This is a genomic window from Flavobacterium sp. 245 (assembly GCF_004362055.1).
Taxonomy (GTDB): Bacteria; Bacteroidota; Bacteroidia; order Flavobacteriales; family Flavobacteriaceae; genus Flavobacterium.
This window is the reverse complement of sequence record NZ_SNXB01000003.1, coordinates 183380-202210: the sequence shown is the minus strand read 5'-3', so window position 1 is coordinate 202210 and position 18831 is coordinate 183380. Positions and strand designations below refer to the sequence as shown.

Here is an 18831-nt window from a genome sequence, read left to right as displayed (position 1 = left end):
GGTTACCATCATTGGGTTGGTTATAATCTTTGTGAAACTAATAGACACAAAGTTATGAGCAACCCATTTGAAATATTAGAAGCCCGCTTACTGAATATTGAAAGGTTATTACTAGATATTAAGCATCCACAAAAAACTACCAAAAACAAACGGCATTCAGTTAAGGTCACAGCAGTAAGAAATGGTCTTTCGGAGGGAACTATCAGAAATTACATTAAAGAGGGAAAAATTGAAGCCCACAAAATCGGGCGTAGAATTCTGATTGATGAATCTCAATTTGAAAAAGGCCTTTCTGAAGTGAAATCTTTAAAATATAAAAGATAAAAAGCCATGAGTACCGAAAATACCCATGGCGAGAGTAAATTATCAATAATTCCGCAAGATAAAGATAATTTAAAAAAGTTGATTATTGATGAGGCTAAAGAATTAAGAACCAATGTTGAATCAATAAAAAAAACAACTGATGACATTTTACAGGAACTGCTACATAGTATTGGAGCTGTTGATTTTAAATTATTAGCTTTTCCAGAAAGCGACGAAATACAAGGAAAGTACCATCATCTCGAATCAATTCTTTTAAATGGTGGTGATTTGTCCGAGAATCAGCAATCAGAATACGATAAACTAGCTAAAAAAGTAAAAACATTCAACCTTAGTAAGAGGCACTATTTAATTCTATGTATTGAGCAACTTTTAAAAATTGCAGAAATCAAAGAATGGGGTTTATGCAAGAAAAATGGCTTTATATATTTATATAACGGCAGCTATTGGACTGAGATTGATAAAGAGCATTTTCAATCTTTTTTAGGAAATGTAGCTCTTAAGATGGGAGTTGAAAAGTTCGAAGGCAAAATTCATACTTTTAGAGAGGAGTTGTATAAGCAGTTTATGTCTGACGCTTATTTGCAGACTCCAAAAGGTAAAGGAAATTGTATCTTAATCAACTTGATAAATGGAACTTTCGAAATAACTCCTGATCATCGAGAAATTAGAGCTTTTGAGACAAAAGATTTTATTACACATCAATTGCCATTCGAATATGATCCTGAAGCAGCAGCACCCTTATTCCAAAGCTATTTGGATGAAGTATTGCCTGACAAGGACAAGCAAAAAATATTAGCTGAATTTTGTGGTTACATATTTATAAAACCGAGCGTTTTAAAACTTGAAAAAATGCTTATTCTTTTTGGAACAGGAGCAAACGGCAAAAGCGTTTTTTTTGAAATAATTAATGCTCTTTTGGGATTTGAAAATATAACCAACTACACATTGCAAAGTCTTACTAATAGTAATGGTTATTTTAGAGCCAAAATAGGAAATAAACTTGTGAATTACGCAAGCGAAATAAATGGTAAACTAGAAACTGATATTTTTAAGCAAATGGCATCAGGCGAACCTATTGAAGCTCGCTTACCTCATGGAGATCCTTTTATATTAACAGAATATGCAAAGTTGATATTCAATTGTAATGAATTGCCGAAAGAAGTAGAGCATACCCATGCTTATTTTAGAAGGTTTTTAATCATTGATTTTGATAAAACTATTCCCGAAGAAAAACAAGACAAGCAACTACCTCAAAAGATAATTCAAAATGAACTCCCTGGTGTCTTTAACTGGATGCTGCAGGGACTTGACAGAGTATACCAACAAAGGAATTTTAGTAAATGCGACGCTGTCGAAAATGCTAGAAATAATTACGAAAAACAAAGCGATAGTGTTCAGTTATTCATTAGCGAAATGGAGTATGTTGCCTCAGCTACAGAGTATATTTTAATTGCTGAATTGTATTATAAGTACAGAATGTTTTGTGTAGATGATGGTTACAGGCCTGTTGGTAAGAGCAAATTCATACAAAGACTTAATCATTATAAAATATTCGTCAAGCGAATAAACAGTGGTAATGTAGCCTATGTATCTAATCAATAGAAAAATATTTTTTGGAGTACACTTTTTACACGTTTTGCACAACTAAGAAACTTTAAAGTGTAAAATGTGTAAAGAGTGAACCTAAAAATAAACATTATTAATATGGAACATTTTAAATTTATTCTAGATAAAAGCAGCAAAAAATTCATTTGTCCTAATTGTAATAAAAGAACTTTTGTTTTGTTTGTTGATAGCGAAACGGGTAATTATTTACCTGATCATTTTGGAAGATGTGATCGATCAACAAATTGTCATTATTTTAATGCTCCACCTAGAGGAAAAAAGGCATTTCATATTTCTTTTTTGGCATTAAGGAGCATTTCGAATAAAGCATACAAATTGACAGATTGTAACGGTAATACTTCAATAGTACCAAAATCACAAGTATTGGAACAATCGAATAAAGATTGTTGGATAACGGAATGGTTTTTAAAAGGTAGTAGCATTCTATATCAGTCAAATGAAAGTAAATATTTTAATACTGATAAAATCGAATTTGTAAATATGCCTCCAACCAAAGAAACGGTTCCCCAAGTTATGCCGAGTTTTCATAGTGGGGAGTTGCTGTATAAAATGTATATTGAAAATCCCCGAATTGATAATTTGACATTGTTTCTTGAAAAACATTTTTCAAAACAGCAGATATTTAATGCAAAGCAAGACTATTTCATTTCAAGTACTGATTATTTCTGGAAAAATTCGACTGCATTTTTTCAAATTGATAAAAATGAGAAAATACGCGGTTGTAAAATTATACCATATGACGGGCATACAGGGAAAAGATATAAAAAACCTGATAGGGTTAACTGGTTGCATTGCGCAATCAAAGAACCCAATTTTGTACTTGACCAATGCTTATTTGGTTTACATCTGATTAATGAACATCCTCTAAAAACTATTGCTATAGTAGAGGCTGAAAAAACTGCGTATGTAATGAGCATTTTTATTCCTGATTTCATTTGGCTTGCAACAGGGAGTAGCGGTAATTTTAATATTAAACTATTGAAGGCTGTTAAGCACCGAGATATAGTAGCTTTTCCTGATAAAGGAGAGTATGATAATTGGCTAAACAAATCAATCGAATTAAATTCAAATGGTTTTAAAATTGCAGTTAGTGAATTTATAGAAACTTCAGATTATCCAAAAGGTACAGATTTGGCAGATGTTTACTTGGATTCAAATACCAAGATATTACTATAAAATATTAGAAATATCTTGTTAAGTAAGATTCTAATGTTAGGCTTTATAATGTCTTTCTTTGGTATTAATTGATTTTGAAAGGTTAAACCACTTCATAATTCTCACTCCAATATTTTTATCTAAGATATTTTTTCCTTCTTCAAAAATAGAAATTTTACCAATTCCGCATTCATGTTGTTTAATTTCAGTATACTTTGTATGGATATGATGATCTTCGAATTTTTCAAAACCATCAAATTTGTTCTCTTTTGATGGATATAATAATATTGCTTTTGCAGATTTCCAATAATCATTGTATACATACATTTGACGTAAATCATGAGTTGAAGGTTGATTATTAGAAATGTTTTTCCATTTTGTGTCAATAATAAACTTACCAAACTCATGTTCAATTACAATGTCTGGTCTTATTGATATACCACTCCAAAAATGAGTAGATTGTTGACCACGAATAGATACTTTTAGATCACATTGTTTTAATCTCGCTAATATATACTCTTCCCACAAACAATTCATATCAAAAAGTAAAGCCAGCATATTTTCTGAACCACTAGAAACATTAGGAGCAAAATTTAATATAATAAACTTTGAAATTGCTAAAGCAGTTTCATATGGAGCTGTTTTTCTATTTTTAGGAATTTTTGAAAATGTTGCTTCTGTAACTGAAATATTTTTTACTTCAGGAAAATCTAGTTGGACTGTTTTACATTTTGAGTATAGATAGTTTCCTTTAGTACATTTTTCTATGATATCTAAAGCTTTAGATAAAATTTGATGAATCAAATGGTCTTTATCATAAATCTGATGTGTAGTGTAAAAACTCTCTTTATGAACCAGATTTTTATTGATGTGTCCTGCAAATTCTAATTTCCCTTTTAAAGCTTTTACATTACTTGTTTCCTTATAATATTGTTTTATTAAACCTTGATGAATTAAGATTTGAACTTCATTTAAAAACCACTCGAAATAAAGATCAAGGAGATGTGTTTTTTGCCTGTTTACACTTGCTTCACCGACTTTTTGAACTTTAAGTTTTTTAGTTATGCGAAGCATTTCTATTAGAACTTTTTGCCATACAGCTTCATCTCCGTTATTATTGTCTATTTTAGGAAGAATCTCAATATTTAGTCCGTCAACGGCAATAATGCCTACGTATTGCTTAAATTTGATTCCTTTATTAATTACAGTGAAATATTCATTATTATGAAGCTCATTTAACTTTACAAGAGCCGTAAAATGCTTTTCTTCAAAAAATACATTTTTATATTCTCTTCCATAATGAAGAGAATGGTGCTCAAAGACTTGTATTGTTTTATCAGCTTTAAACATTATTTATTTAATAATGAATTAATAGCATCTTCAATATTAGCAATTTTTTTCCTCAAAATAAATTGAGGAACTAATTCAGGAACAGTCACATTATTTCCTGTCCATCTTGCAAATGTTTTATTGTCATTTTTAGGTTCAACGCATTCAATAAATCCATCACCTAAAATCAATGCAATTTTTTCATAATCATGATAAAAGTATTCTTGTAAAAGAGGAGTAATTTTATTTAGAAAAATGTTTTCTAAAGCTATCGTATCTTTTGATTTAATATTTATAAAGAAAGAATGACCAATGGTATGATCACGATCTAATAAAATTTCAATTCGTTTATTTATAGTTTTTAAAACATCTTTTAAGTTGAAATTATTGAATGCGATTTGCTCCAAATCACTATATTGAGGCATCATTTCTGTAAAACTAAAGCGTCTTCTCAAAGCTGTATCTAAAGCTTCAACACTTCGGTCAGCTGTATTCATCGTGCCGATAATATATAAATTTGATGGTACACTGAATTTTTTCTTGCTGTACGGTAATGTTATTTCTAATTTTTCATTTTCTTCTGCGCGCTTATCTTCTTCAATTAAAGTAATTAACTCACCGAAGATTTGAGAAATATTTCCTCTGTTAATTTCGTCAATGATTAAAACATGAGGTAGTAATTTTGGCTCATTTTCTGTATTAATAATTTTTGAGCTTTGATTTATTTTATTATTGATATAATTTAATACAGACCAATAGGCTGTCGAATTAGAACCGCCTATAACTGCTCTAAATTCTTTGTCAATATTTTTAATGACTGACAAATCAGGAAAAACCTCTTGTAATTTTTTAGCTCTGTCATAGGAAACAATATATGTTTTTGCTACTTCAGAATAAATAGGTTTCAATTTCAAATTACCCCTCTCAGTAATTTCAACAACACCTAATCCTAAATTTGGAGTTTGAATAGTAAGAGTTAATGAGTTTTTATTTTCTATTTGCTTTTCAGATTCATTATATAAGTCATCCCATGCATCATCAAAACTATACCTTTCTATAATTTCTTTACTTGTGGTTCTTTCCTTTCTGGCACTTTCAACAATTTGTTTGAAAATACCATCTTCGATTCCATAAATTACTTGTTTATTTTCTTCGGAATCTTCAATAATTTTAGGTTTTATTCCTTCAATAAAATCTTCGTAACTCATGCTTTGATGGAACGTAGTAAAAACTATTTGACCATTTTTTATATAGTCATCGAATCTTGATTTTAGAACATTTCTTTTCTCAGATTTAATTTCGTCCTCAGTTTTAGATTCAATAATTGATAATGCTTTATTAATGGTGTAGTATGTTTTTCCTGTTCCGGGAGGGCCATAAAGAATTTGGTTTTTTGGAATATAAATATTAGATGAATTGTTGTTTATTAGAGAATCATTTTCTTTACTTAATTGTATGTCATCACTCCATATTGCTTGAATTTGATCTTTTTTCGTTACTTCTTTAATAGTCTGCATATATCCTCCAAAATTAACTTCGAAAGGTTTAAAGTCTTCTTCCCATTCGATTTCTAGAGTTTGGCCATTATTTAAATTTTTTGTGACAATTCCCCTAGCTTTTATTGCCATAACGGCATTTGTTTTTTCCCGCACAAATGCTGATTTTATAGCTATATTACTTCCTACAGCAACAGCATTTACTTCTTTAGTGAATTTGTCGGTATATCCATTAGACCACATGCTTTCTTTGATAAAACGTTCGGTTTGATCCTGTGGATTTTCGGTATCCCAAAAAGCACCCACAAGAAAATACTTTTCATTATTTTTATATTCACAAAAAAAAGTATCATAAAAACGCCTTAACCCGATTTGTTTATGATTTATTGTTGTTGGTAAATTAGTAGTAGCTTTAAAAAAATAATCTAGAACAGGATCTTTCATTTTAGCTCCATTTCCTCTTTTGTCTAGATTGTCAACAAATTGTTCTTTAATTGAACTATCTATAAAGTCATTATCAACCAATTCTAATTTGTTATTTTCAAAAGTTAATTGAATATCCTCTGAATTTTTAATGGCATCTTTACTGCTTTCAATTTTAATAGATCTATATAATTCAGGATTTTTATAAAATTGAGAATTAGATAAATCTGTTAGAGGAATATCTTTTAACATCTCCAATTTAAAAAAAGCTTTACTTCGGGCTGATCTAGAAGTTAGAACGGCTAAAGCTTTCGTTAACTTTAAAAATTTTAGTGTAATTAATTGAGAAACATTAATTCCTAAATCAGGGTTTATAATATCAAAAATTAAAGATACCTTATCATTTTTAACACCCCATTCTTTGGCTTGCCAAAATTGTACTTTATCGCCACCAATCATATAAACATAATCGCCAAGTTGGAGTTCTCCAAACCATGACGATTCTTTTGGTGCAGTATAATACCCTTCTTTTAACTGTACGATATCAAACTTTTGCGAAATTTTACCGAAAAATATATTCATTTTTATTTTATTGATTATTTTTAAATTATTCCTAAGACATTATTAATGTCAATTTGTTGCAAAATATCTCTATTTAACTTTGCTTTTGGAAACTTTAAAATATCCCTTCTGTTAACAGGTATATCTTTCATTATTAATTCAATAAATGAATTTTCATTACTAGTGCCAATATATTGTTTGTTGTATTTCAAAAATAAATCAATCAGATTTTCTGCAGAGGCAATATTGTTATTATATTTCCTAACAAGGTTAAAATCATTACATGAAGTGTCTAATGGCTTTGAAATATTTTGAATTTCTATGTTATCCATTGAATTACCTAGAAGTTTTACTAAAGAAATTTTGAACTTATAAATATCTTCAAATGATTCATAGTAAGGATTTATTTGTGTTTGTATCGAAAAAGGTATATCACTTTTATCTGAAGAATTACAAGAATGACAACTTGGAATTAAGTTAAAAAAGGATAATGCAAAAAAAGGATTCAATGATTTAGGATAAAAATGATCTAAATCTAAATATGCTTTATTTTTTTTAGATATAGTGGTTATATCTAGTTTGTTGTAATTGCAGTAAGGGCATGTTGCTGATTTGAATCCTAGGTTTAAAAATAAATTTTTACAATTATCAGAGCCTCTAAAATATTTATAATTTAATAATTCTTCACTTATTAACTTACCAAAAAGAGTTTGATTAATTTTTCTTCCTTTAGTTGTGAATAAATCATTTGGATTAAGTATTTTGAAGATTTCAACCTGAATTGCCGTAAAATCATCAAGTCTTCCAGTAATTAATTTTTTTAAAAATTTAAATCTGTCCTTTTTTAATAGTAAAAAGAATTTTTTATGTCTCGCAGCTATACTATTGTCAGAATTAGCATATTTTTTTATATATAAGGGTGTACTTGATGCAATATAGAATTTTTTACATTTTTCGATTAATGAATTTGATGTGTAACCCGAGTTGTTTTTTAATCTAGGATTTAGTGCTAACCAATGCTCTTTTGCTAGTTTATTTAAAAATATATCAGCATCACCTCTATTTAAATGTTCTTGTATCTTAATCATCTTGCAACAATTTATTAATTCTAAATTGAATTATTTCATCACCAAGAAGATCTGAAAGTTTTAACAATTCTTTTTTTTCAGTACTTGATAAAAGTTTACTTTCAGCACTTTCTATCAATATTTTTATTTTATCGTATGCAAAATCACTAGTCCTTTTATTTCCTAAAAAAAATGGCTCTGAGTATAAATCGTAAAGATTACCACCGAATGTGTTAGTTTTTAACCTTATACCATCAATGGTTGAATTATTAAATTCTCTATCTAAAATAGTGATATTTTGTTTAGGTAAATCTGACAGCAAAAATGGTGAGTGAGAAGTTAGAACAAGCTGAATTCTACCCAGATATATTGTCGGTAAAACCTTTAAAAGTTTATCAAAAAATTCAATTTGCCATTTGGGATGGAGATATAAATCACCTTCGTCAATACACAAAAGGAGATTTTCCTGTCTAGTATATTTTAATTCATCATAAATGGACGAAAATAGGTTTAAATATGCTTTTTGACCAGAACTAATACCTAACCAATTAATATCAAGAAAAGTGCTTTTTTCAAATAAATGAATAAACTCATTAATGTAATTTTTTGATTTATTAGAATAATCAAAGATAAAATTATCCAAAGTTCTATTTCTAGCACCTTCGGGACTATATTGTAATTCAAGACTTATTGGTAGCTCTTTTAACTCTTTTATAAAATTAATCTGTTTTTTTATCAAACCAAAATTACCTCTATTTGTTTTAATAGAGAAATCTTCGTCGAATAGATTAAATTCTTCTGGATTTATTTTAACTAATTCGTTTTCAAGGAATAGTATTAGCTTCTCTGTAATCTCTTCAGTGTATTTGAAATTATAAATTTCTTCTAGGAACTTGTTAAAATTCTGAAGAAAGACATCAAATCCACTATACCCATTTCTATGACTTTTGGACAGTAACTCAAATATTTCAAAGAAATAGTTAAACCTGAAAAGATTAACGAATTTATTATGAGGTTTTATGTCTCTTATACGATCTCTAAAAAATTTTTGAAAATCAATTATTAAATCATAGTTTTCACCATACATTCTTTGTTGCATTGATGAATTATATCTATTGTTCCCAGTTTTAAATTTAACTTGTACCTCTGTTGGTAATTCTATATCTAGAAATTTAAATATTTTTGAATTTATAAATTTAATTTGTTTTCCAAAGTCCGTGGATCTGGAAGGTTTATATTTAAATGAATTATTAACAGATATGTCTGATACTTCTTTGTCGAAACCATTTCTTCTATCATCAAAAACGTTTGAAAAAAAAATAACTTTTAAAGGATTAATATTTCCAGAAAATTCTTCAAATTTCAATTTAAAATTAGCTCTTGGTTTAGCCCTATTCTCAAAATAATAGTGGCATATTAATTCACCCGCAATTTCAATAATAATAATAAAATTAGTTTTTAAAAAAGTTTTCCCCCCTTTTAGTATCTTACAAATTAATTCGAGTGCGTTGCTTTTCCCTGATCCATTTTTTCCAATTATTCCTGTAACATCAGATATACTTTTTCCGAAAAAGTTTTCAGGCAATTCAACTATATCTTCTTTTGTAATTGTATTGTCAAAATTATCAAAATAAAATTTTGATGAACTAGACAGATTCAATCCAAGATTATCAAAATTTCTAAAATCTTTAACCCAAATATAACATACTTTCATACTAGTTTTTTTCTAATTTCAATAATTAGCCTAAAATGCCTTCTACTTCGTTATTTTTTTTCGATTTCTTTTTCACTACTTGTGATGTTTGCTCTTTCAAATCCTGCATTTGCTTTAATAAATCTCTAGCATCACCATCACTTTCTAACTGTTCAGTTAATTCCCCTCTAAAGGCCTTATGCAACAAAGATTGTGGCAATTCATCTATTTTAGCTTTTAATTCTTTGTATAGTTGTTCAATAACATCTGCTTTTGCAAGCAGACTTTCCACACGAAAAACAATTTCTTGTTGTTCCAGAAGTGTTGGAAGCGGAAAAGTAATATTTATCATCCTAGTTAGACCTAAATCCTGATTTCCTACGCCGTGAGTAAATGCTTGAGATTGGTTGTAACAGAGCGAACTTAGTAATGTGTTTTTTAAATATTTACTGTCAATGAATTTTGGAATGGTTTTTAATAATGCAACATGAACCCAATATGAAAAATCAACATCATCGTCAATTAGACAAGGTATTCCTGTTGATCCTCCTTTTGTATATAACAAATCTCCTTTTTGTGGTTTACCTCTTTTTATAAATTCGTTATGATCTTCAATTGAAACATATTTGCAATCTTCAAAATTGATTTTTTGAGGAGTTACATTTCTCATTGAAATAAATCTTTTTCCATTGATTTCATCTGTATATGTTGGAGAGAAATGTGGTCCATCACTAATGTTCCACGTAATTTGATCTAAAGAAACCCAATCCCAACTATTTGGAAGTTTAAAAAGTTCATTGATACCTTTTGTTGTAACGCCTAAAGCAGGTATCGATGAGTTTTTATATGTAAAACTTTTTTTTCCATCATTCAATGCTTTTAATTTCTTTAATTTTTCTCGCTCTATTTCAATGTCTTCAAATTTTATTTTTTCTAATTTTTTGTCTTTCCTCCATCCTTCAGTCAATTTTCCATTAATAGCATGGGTAAGTACTTGTTGCCGAAAATCCTTAAGTAATAGAGGAATGTTTGTCATACTGGTTTTTATCGTTTCCAGTTGTGTAAAAAGTATGTCTAATTTTTCTATAATGCGTGTTTGCTCCGCTTTAGGTGGAAGCGGAATAATTGATTGTCTAAAACCTGTTTTATTAAATTTTTGTTGAGCTGTTCCAGATACAATTTTATTTATTTCTTCTTTCCCTTGAGGGGATAAATAATAATATTTTAAAAAAATATTAGATGAAATAGAATTTGCTCTAATTCTCAATCCATTAGGGCCAAGAGTCATAGGCTGTCCTAAATCGGGAATTAAAAAAAGTTTTCCAGGATACCCTACATTTGCTATAAAAAGATCCCCTTTTTCTAAAGAACTTTTCTTAAGAAATTCATATGATTCTTTTGTAACATATCTAAAATTACCTTTCCAATTTGAACTATAATCCTTCAATCTAACTAAAATTGCATGATCAGGTTCTTCCTTTTGTACAACATTTTCATTTAAAGATTGAAAACTTCCATTAGCAACAAAATCAGTAGCTTCTCCTATGTTTTCAAATTTAATCTCAATCCAATTTTTCGGCAATTGCTTTTCCATTATTTTAATTCTTTTATCATCGCTCTCAATTGCTCAGTAATATTTTGCAATTCTAAAAGAGCTGTAGCAGCAATATCAATAGGTTCACCTAAATCATCAGAGTTAGTTAAAGTATTGTCAGCAATTATACCTAAATCTAAACTGTAATTCTTTTTTTCGATTTCGGTACGAGATATACTTTGCCATCTTTCATCTTTAATGGTTTTTCTTTTCTCATCAGAAACTAAACCTTCAAATTCTTTTTCTACTTTATCGAATGATATTCCTCCTGTGTAAGCTAAAACAAAATCTTCAAATGCTTTTTCTGTAAAAGGAGTTCGTTTTCCGTAATTAGGTGCATTGGTACGCATGTCATAAAACCAAACATTTTTAGTATTATTGGTTTCTGTTTTTTCTCTTGTAAAAAATAACACGTTCGTTTTTACACCTGCTGCATAAAAAATTCCGGTAGGCAGACGTAAAATCGTGTGCAGGTTACATTTGTCCATAAGGTCACGACGTATCTTTTGCCCATCGCCATCTTCAAATAATACGTTATCAGGTAATACAACAGCGGCTCTAGCTTTTCCGTCTTTCTTTAGACTACGATAAATATGTTGCAAAAAATTTAATTGTTTGTTACTTGTAGGAAATGTAAAATCGTCACGTGTTGGCCGTTCTCCTCCTTGTTTGGTTCCAAAAGGAGGGTTTGCTAAAACACCGTCATAATCTTTGAGGCTTTTGCCAAACTCTGTTAATGTATCGTTTAAATAAATTGTACTTTCCATTCCGTGTAAACGAGCATTCATTAATGCTAATCTGTGTGCGTCAGGAACTAACTCAACTCCTGAAAAAGCCTGAGTTGTTTGAAAATGTCTGTCTTTTTCAGATAAATGGAAATAACTATCCGTTTTACTTCGTAAATAATGATCTGCTGAAATCATGAAACCAAAAGTTCCTGCAGCAGGATCTGTCCAGCGTTCTCCTAATTTAGGCGCCATTAAGTCGACCATGATATTAATCAATGGGCGAGGGGTGAAATATTGTCCCGCACCACTTTTCTTTTCACCAGCATTTTTTTCTAAAAGGCTTTCGTAAATATCTCCCATAACATCACGATCGTCTTCTTCATACCAATCTAATTTATCTATAGCTGTAATAAGGGAACGAAAATTTACAGGTTTACGTAAACTAGTAGAGGCATTGCTGTATATTTCTTTAATACTTTGACTTTCAGTTTTAGTACTTACTGTTGCTAAGAATTCACGGTAACGAGAGAAAGCTTCATTGTTGTCATGTTCATTTACAAAATACTGCCATTTATATTCTGTCGGAATTTTGTCATCAAAACCTTTTACTTCACTTAATTTTAGGAAAAGAATATAAGTCAACTCATTTAAGTATTCGTGATAGGTTACACCATCATCACGTAATACATTACAAAGATTCCAGAGTTTGTTGGCTATTTCTTGTGCGCTCATTGTTTATTTATTGCGAGGAAGTTCCTCAAATTATTTATTATGGTATTACTAATTGTCTTTTTTTTATACAGAGAATAATTCTATGCAGTATATAAATTTTCATTTAAAACAACTAAGATGTTTTCTAAGTCATTTTCAAATATTTTATTTAAGCGGATAAATCCTCCTTCATCGCTAAAAGGTTTTGTGTCTAAATCTGCTTTTGTAAGAACTGTTTCTACTAACAATTGTTTTTCAAAACGATCTAGCCATTTTATTTGAGTAGCATTCCAGGAACGACTATTTTTTACTTTAGTAACTGCATTTTTAATACGATCTTCATGACTAATCAAATCGGTATCCAATGCCAGAGTTCTAATAAAAGAAATAATATCGGCGGCTAGATCTTCATTTTTTACAGTTTTCCAGGCTGTGGTCAATGTAATTTCATTGTAACCTTTTTGATCTAATAAAAGTTTTAATTCTTTTAGTGATTTCCGATCAAGTTCGGCTGGCTTTGTACAGATTGTTTTTAAAGCCACTATCTGATTTCGATTTTCTTCAATGAATTTTTTAAATCCTTGAATATAATCTTCTGGTTTTTCGGCTTTTCCATAACCTCTCTCTATTCCAGTAACTTCATCTAAATGCTCTGAAACTAATTGCATTTTGGGTTGATATATTTTTTTATCCAGAAAATCCCAAAGGCTTGCATAATTGGCTAAAACCTTTTTGATATTATTATCTTCAATTTCTAATAGATTTTCAATAAATTCTTCAGGAGAATCACCTTTTGCCAAATACATGAACTGTTCCAGTTGACCTTGATTTATTTGTTTCTTTTTGCGTTGCAACTTAGCTACAATTTGTTCCAATTGTTTTTTAGCACGTTCAGGCGTATCAATATATTCTAATTCTTCAATCAATTTTTGAAAGGAAATAGAAGGATTTGAAACTGTTTTCATTTGAGTATAATCTTCTAAGGCTTCATAAACTCTAACAGCATCGTAAATTTTAAAGAATTGTTTGTCAATTTCAGGACATAATCTTGTTGCTCTGCCTAACATTTGTTCAAAAAGAATGCGAGAACGCACTCTACGAATAAATACTAAATTCACTATTTGAGGTACATCAATTCCAGTAGTTAATAAATCTACAGTAACGACAATATTTGGAAATTTTTCGTTTTTAAAACGTTTGGTTAAGTTTTCTACTTCGTATACTTTTCCTGTAAGCTTTTGTATCGAATCTTGCGGAACTTCAACTCCTATAGCCTCAAATTCTTCAAAAAGTAATTGTACAATTAAATCGGCATGGCTATCACGAACAGCAAAAATTAATGTTTTTTCATCGCCTTCTGGATCTAATCTTTGAACTAAATCTTTAATTACGGCACGATTAAAGGATTCAGTAATTACTAATTTATTGAATTGCTCAATTTCTATGTGTAATTCATCTTCTAACTCTGCTAATTCTTCTATTTGATTAGTTTCAGAATTTAATACTTTAGGTTTTTCTCCTTTTTCCCATAATATTCCTTCTTCACTTAATTTTGTTTTAATAATATATGGTGGTTCATGATCTGTTAGAAATCCGTCAATAACCGCTTCGCGATAAGAATAATTGTGTACAGGTTTTCCAAAAATTTCAGTTGTATGTAAGGCAGGCGTTGCTGTTAAACCAACAATGTAAGCGTTGAAATATTCGATTACTCTCTTATACTGGCCAACATAATCATTTTCATCTTTAAAGGTTAAATCTTCTTCATTGATTTCCTTGTCTAAATTGTAACCTCGGTGAGCTTCATCGATAATAATACAATCATAAGTATCTATTGGTAAAATCTCATTTTCAGAATAAAATAATCTCTTAACCATACTTTGAACAGTGGCAAAATGCAAACGGGTATCAGCTTCAGGAATAATATTTTTCATTTCCTCCATTTTATAAATATTGGAGAAAGTATTAATGTCTTCTACTTTATTGTCTTTAAAGTTACCTAAAGCCTGAATTGCTAATAATCTACGATCAGTTAAAAATAAAATTCGCTTAAAACGATCGGATTTAATCATTCTGTAAACAAAGCCTATCGTTGTTCTCGTTTTACCAGTTCCAGTTGCCATTACTAACAGCGAGCGCTTATCGTCAGGATTATTAATAATCTTATCTTCAACCGCTTTTATTGCATCAATTTGATAATAGCGTAATCCTAATCCGTTAGGGTTTTGTAAATACTCATAATCACTTTCTTCTAATCGAGTGTTTGCTTTTTCGACATCCCTTGAAAATTGTTCAACAATTCCTTCTGGTGAAAACCATCCTCTTAAAGGATAGGCTCTATTTCGTTCCTTTCTTACATCTAAAAACCAAATTCCACTTCTAGTTTTTAGTTGATCAATATAAGTTCTTCCATTTGTAGAAAATAAAAACGGAACTTTAAAGGAATTCCATTCTCCTAACGTTTTGAAATTTGAAGAAATGTCTAAACATTCTGCATATACTTTTGATTGATGCAAATCAGTTGAAATATCAGTTGAATATTTTTTAGCTTCGACAATTCCATATAATTCTGTTCCAACAAAAAGAGCATAATCTGCCCATTTTCCATTACAAGGCCATTCTGCAATAGCTTTGTTTTTACCTTTTTCAGGAAGTGTTTTATTGTTTTTATAATTAATTGTAATAGAATCACATTCCCAGCCAGCACTAGCTAATTGTTTATCAATCAGTAGTAGTCTGGTATCTGCTTCATCAAGATTTATATTATTGGCGTTTTTATTTGATTTTTCTTTTCGCTTAGATATAATATTTGTAGAAGCATTTAATGATTCAATTTTAGATTGATAGTCTGTAACTTCTTTTGAAAGCTTACTTAATTCATTATTAAGTGTTTCAATTGTTTTTTCATGATCATTTTCAGGAAGTAGATAATCTTCTTTTGCTAAAACAGTATTTTCATACGTTTCATAAAACCATCTTGCTAATTGGTAGCATTTTTTTAAAACAAATAAAGCTTCCTGATTTGAACTATTTCCATCATGAGTAGCTTTATTACCTGACTTTCGAATGGAGTGAAAAAGATCTTTTACGACTTCTGGTATACAATTGCTATAAAATAATTTGTTTATTCGTTCTACCTGATTACCATCAAAGAAACCTAAATTTTCAAATTGCCAAATTAGAATTGCCATTTTTTCTGAAAACAAACGCGATTTACCTAGAGAAGAATTTGGATCAACATAATATAACTTTTCTGACAATTCACTAATTGTGAATAGTTCAGGATAGTTACTTTGTAAAAATGAAAATTTTGATGTCATCTAGTATTTTTTCTATTTTTTAATCTTAAGCATTAGATTTTAAATTCATGCATTTACTTATTGGTTAATATACAAACATACAGAAAATGATTTAAAAATAAGTATGGAAAACCGTAAAGACTACTGTTCAAAATTTAGCTCATTTCTATCTATTTGATTTGTTAGTAATTTGGACTAAATTTTGATTATGAATTTGTCGACGACCTTATTCCAAATTGTTTTAAATATTTTAGGGAGGGTATTAAGAATCAAAATTAATTATAAAACTATAAAATTGAATCCGAAGTGGAGGTAATACCCCTATATACAGCGAGAAAGAATGAAAAGAAAACGCTTTAATACAAGGTGACGGGGGTGTTTTTTTTAAAATTTATTTTTTGATTTTTTTGTCTTTTTTAATAAGTAAAGTGGAATTTGAAAAAAAAGCAATTTTTGTTAAACAACTTTCTTTAATGAGATAATACTTTATCCCTGCTTTTTATAAGTCTTATGAAAAACATTTTTATTTGATTTCGAAAAATACGTTAAAAATATCACTTATTATTAGTCATAGAAATGGCTGAAAACGGTGCAGTCACTATATCTTAAAAGGAATTTATAAAATATTATTTTAGGTGATTCAAACTAAGAATAATAATAAAAAGCAGTTTCTGTTTAATCCAGATTTTAGCTTTTTTGTTCATTTTTTATATTGATGTTTTTAGTCTTTAATGACACCTAAAATGACACCTTAAAAAATAAACCCTTGTAAATTAATGTTTTACAAGGGTTTTTGTGGAGTCGCCGGGAATCGAACCCGGGTCCAAACAAGCAACTAAAGAGCTTTCTACACGTTTATTTCCTGATTAGATTTTCGTTGTTAAGCTAGGCCAGAAACAGCCACCGAACACTTATCTTCTTAATTTTCGAAACCCACCCGAAGCTCATGGATATCTAGGTTTATTTTTACGGTTCCCCTGAACGGAACGCCACAAACCAAGGCTTTCCAGGAGAATCCAGCTTCTCTACCTTGTAGAGACGTGGCGCAATCTTACTATGATTCGGATTATGCAGCTAAAGCGTAATTATTTTCGCCGTGTAAAAGTGTGAGATCTTATATTTACGAGCAAGGTCTCAATGCTCGACGTGCTTACTGTTCAATTCGACTTGCTGTCAAAACCAGTCGACCCCAAAAATAAGTCTGCAAATTTATACTATTTGAAATTACTTTCTGCTAAAATTTTAAAAAAAAGTCATACAGTCATAAAGTCAAAAGTTGTAAAGTCAAAAGTTGTAAATTCAAAAATGTAAAGTTTTTAAAGTCACATGTTTGCTTCCTATTGCTTCATTTTATTTTCCTGAAATTGGTGTATTAAAAAAAAATAAATTCAATATTAGCAACTGTTTTTAAGACTTTAAGACTTTTGACTTTCGACTTTATGACTATATAGTTTTATTCTTCGTCCTTGAAATTAAAAGGATAATCTCCAAAGATTGGAGCCAGTTTACGAACCGCATAAGTGTTTCTGGTCATTTTGTTTGACAATGCAATAATCGTTACATGCTCTTTCATTAAAGTGATATAAGATGAAGTATTGCCATGCCACCAACCATTGTGGAAATAAAAATTCTGTCCCGTTTCCCAATTAATCATTCTGATTCCGAGACCATAATTTTTGGTTCCTTTGCGTTCGTTGCTGTAACCTGTATAAACTTGTTTTAATAATGCCGGTTTTAAAAAGTCAGGTGAATTTCTAGCTCTGTCAAATTTTAAAAGATCTCGTACGGTCGAAAATACATTTTTATCTCCGTAAACATTATCTAAATAGTCAAAACCAATTTCAGCGCCATTTCCTTTATATGAAGGAACAATTGTTTTTCTGTCTTTATCATCATCAAAAACATAAGTATGCTTCATTCCCAATGGTTTGAAAATCATTTGAGACATTGCTTCTTTATACGTTAAGCCAGTTATTTTTTCAATAATCAGCGCCAGCATAGCATAATTAGTGTTGCAATAGCCAAAACGTGTTCCGGTTTTTGCTTCTAAACCAATATTTTTTGTTGCTAGAATATCTAAAATAGCTGCATTCGTCAGCTGATTATGCCTGTCCCAAACCGATTTATCGTGATCTGTAAAATAAGCATAATTGCGCATTCCCGTGCGGTGGCTCAAAAGCATTCTGATAGTGCAATCTTCAAATGGAAACGTTTTTAAAATCGTATTTACTTTTTGATCGAGATCAATTTTGCCTGCATTTACCAATTTTAAAACTGCGGTTGCAGTTAGAACCTTACTTACAGATGCAATTTGCACTGGAGTATCTGCGGTGATTTTAGTTCCTTCGTTTTTGTTTGCGTAGCCGTTGTATCTTTCAAAAATAATCTGTCCGTTTCTTGCTACCAAGAAGCTTCCGTTCATACTATTGTTTGGCCAGTTTTTATTGTAAAAGTGGTTAATTCTGCCTTGAACAGAATTTATATAAGTTTGTGTAAGCCTTTTTTCTGGGCCTAAAGGCTTCATCTTAGGTAGTGTATCTTCTACCGTTGCCGCAGTATCTACGCTTGTTTTCTTATCATTGCCACATGAACTTAAAACTAAAATTAAAAAAAGTATTTGTGGTATCTTTGTCTTTTTAAGGAAACTCATTTTCATCATTCTTTAAAAACAAATATATAGAATTCAATATTTATGTTTTGGATATTTTGAAAAAGCCAATCGGTTGCTTTAACATAATATTAACTAAAATTTTAGTTAGTCGATTGTAAGTCAGCTTTAAACGGTTTTTAAAGATTCTAAATTGTAATTTTTGAAGAAAACTTTA

Annotated in this window: 11 protein-coding genes and 1 other RNA gene; 3 read left to right on the top strand and 9 right to left on the bottom strand. The window is 29.8% G+C overall.

All coding sequences use genetic code 11. From position 1 onward, the window contains the following. Positions 1 to 54 precede the first annotated feature (54 nt). The 3 genes from EV145_RS06970 (at position 55) to EV145_RS06960 (ending at position 3126) form a co-directional block, all read left to right on the top strand. Positions 55 to 324, top strand: a complete 270-nt coding sequence (locus EV145_RS06970; RefSeq protein WP_133524498.1) for a helix-turn-helix domain-containing protein — start codon at positions 55 to 57, stop codon at positions 322 to 324. Positions 325 to 330: 6 nt separating this feature from the next. After that, positions 331 to 1926 carry a phage/plasmid primase, P4 family gene (locus EV145_RS06965; RefSeq protein ID WP_133524497.1) on the top strand — a complete coding sequence of 532 codons (1596 nt, stop codon included), beginning with the start codon at positions 331 to 333 and terminating at the stop codon, positions 1924 to 1926. A 102-nt stretch (positions 1927 to 2028) separates the two neighbouring features. Beyond that, on the top strand, positions 2029 to 3126 hold the full coding sequence (locus tag EV145_RS06960) for a DUF6371 domain-containing protein (RefSeq protein ID WP_133524496.1): 1098 nt from the start codon (positions 2029 to 2031) through the stop codon (positions 3124 to 3126). A 36-nt stretch (positions 3127 to 3162) separates the two neighbouring features. Here the strand turns inward: EV145_RS06960 and EV145_RS06955 are convergent, their stop codons facing one another. From EV145_RS06955 to EV145_RS06915, 9 genes are all read right to left on the bottom strand, one after another. Next, entirely contained in the window at positions 3163 to 4455 is a 1293-nt protein-coding gene (locus tag EV145_RS06955) for an McrC family protein (RefSeq protein WP_133524495.1), read from the bottom strand. Then, positions 4455 to 6935, bottom strand: a complete 2481-nt coding sequence (locus tag EV145_RS06950) for an McrB family protein (RefSeq protein ID WP_208110901.1) — start codon at positions 6933 to 6935, stop codon at positions 4455 to 4457. Before EV145_RS06950 ends, EV145_RS06955 begins: the two co-directional genes overlap by 1 nt. Before the next feature lie 20 nt (positions 6936 to 6955). Next, positions 6956 to 8002: an HNH endonuclease domain-containing protein gene (locus EV145_RS06945; protein ID WP_133524494.1), complete on the bottom strand. Its 1047-nt coding sequence runs from the start codon at positions 8000 to 8002 to the stop codon at positions 6956 to 6958. Then, entirely contained in the window at positions 7995 to 9695 is a 1701-nt protein-coding gene (locus tag EV145_RS06940; protein WP_133524493.1) for an AAA family ATPase, read from the bottom strand. Before EV145_RS06940 ends, EV145_RS06945 begins: the two co-directional genes overlap by 8 nt. 25 nt (positions 9696 to 9720) lie before the next feature. Continuing rightward, positions 9721 to 11268, bottom strand: coding sequence for a restriction endonuclease subunit S (locus tag EV145_RS06935; protein ID WP_133524492.1), 1548 nt, complete (start codon positions 11266 to 11268; stop codon positions 9721 to 9723). Continuing rightward, a complete protein-coding gene (locus tag EV145_RS06930; RefSeq protein ID WP_133524491.1) occupies positions 11268 to 12728 on the bottom strand; it encodes an N-6 DNA methylase in 1461 nt (486 codons plus the stop codon). The genes EV145_RS06935 and EV145_RS06930 overlap by 1 nt, the downstream gene beginning before the upstream one ends. Before the next feature lie 80 nt (positions 12729 to 12808). Next, complete coding sequence (gene hsdR, locus EV145_RS06925) at positions 12809 to 16027, bottom strand: type I restriction-modification system endonuclease (protein ID WP_133524490.1); 3219 nt, start codon at positions 16025 to 16027, stop codon at positions 12809 to 12811. Between the two features lie 772 nt (positions 16028 to 16799). Next, positions 16800 to 17197, bottom strand: a transfer-messenger RNA (tmRNA) gene (gene ssrA, locus EV145_RS06920). A gap of 262 nt (positions 17198 to 17459) precedes the next feature. Then, positions 17460 to 18662 (bottom strand): serine hydrolase domain-containing protein, encoded by a 1203-nt coding sequence (locus EV145_RS06915; RefSeq protein WP_133524834.1) that lies wholly within the window; start codon positions 18660 to 18662, stop codon positions 17460 to 17462. Between the last annotated feature and the right edge of the window lie 169 nt (positions 18663 to 18831).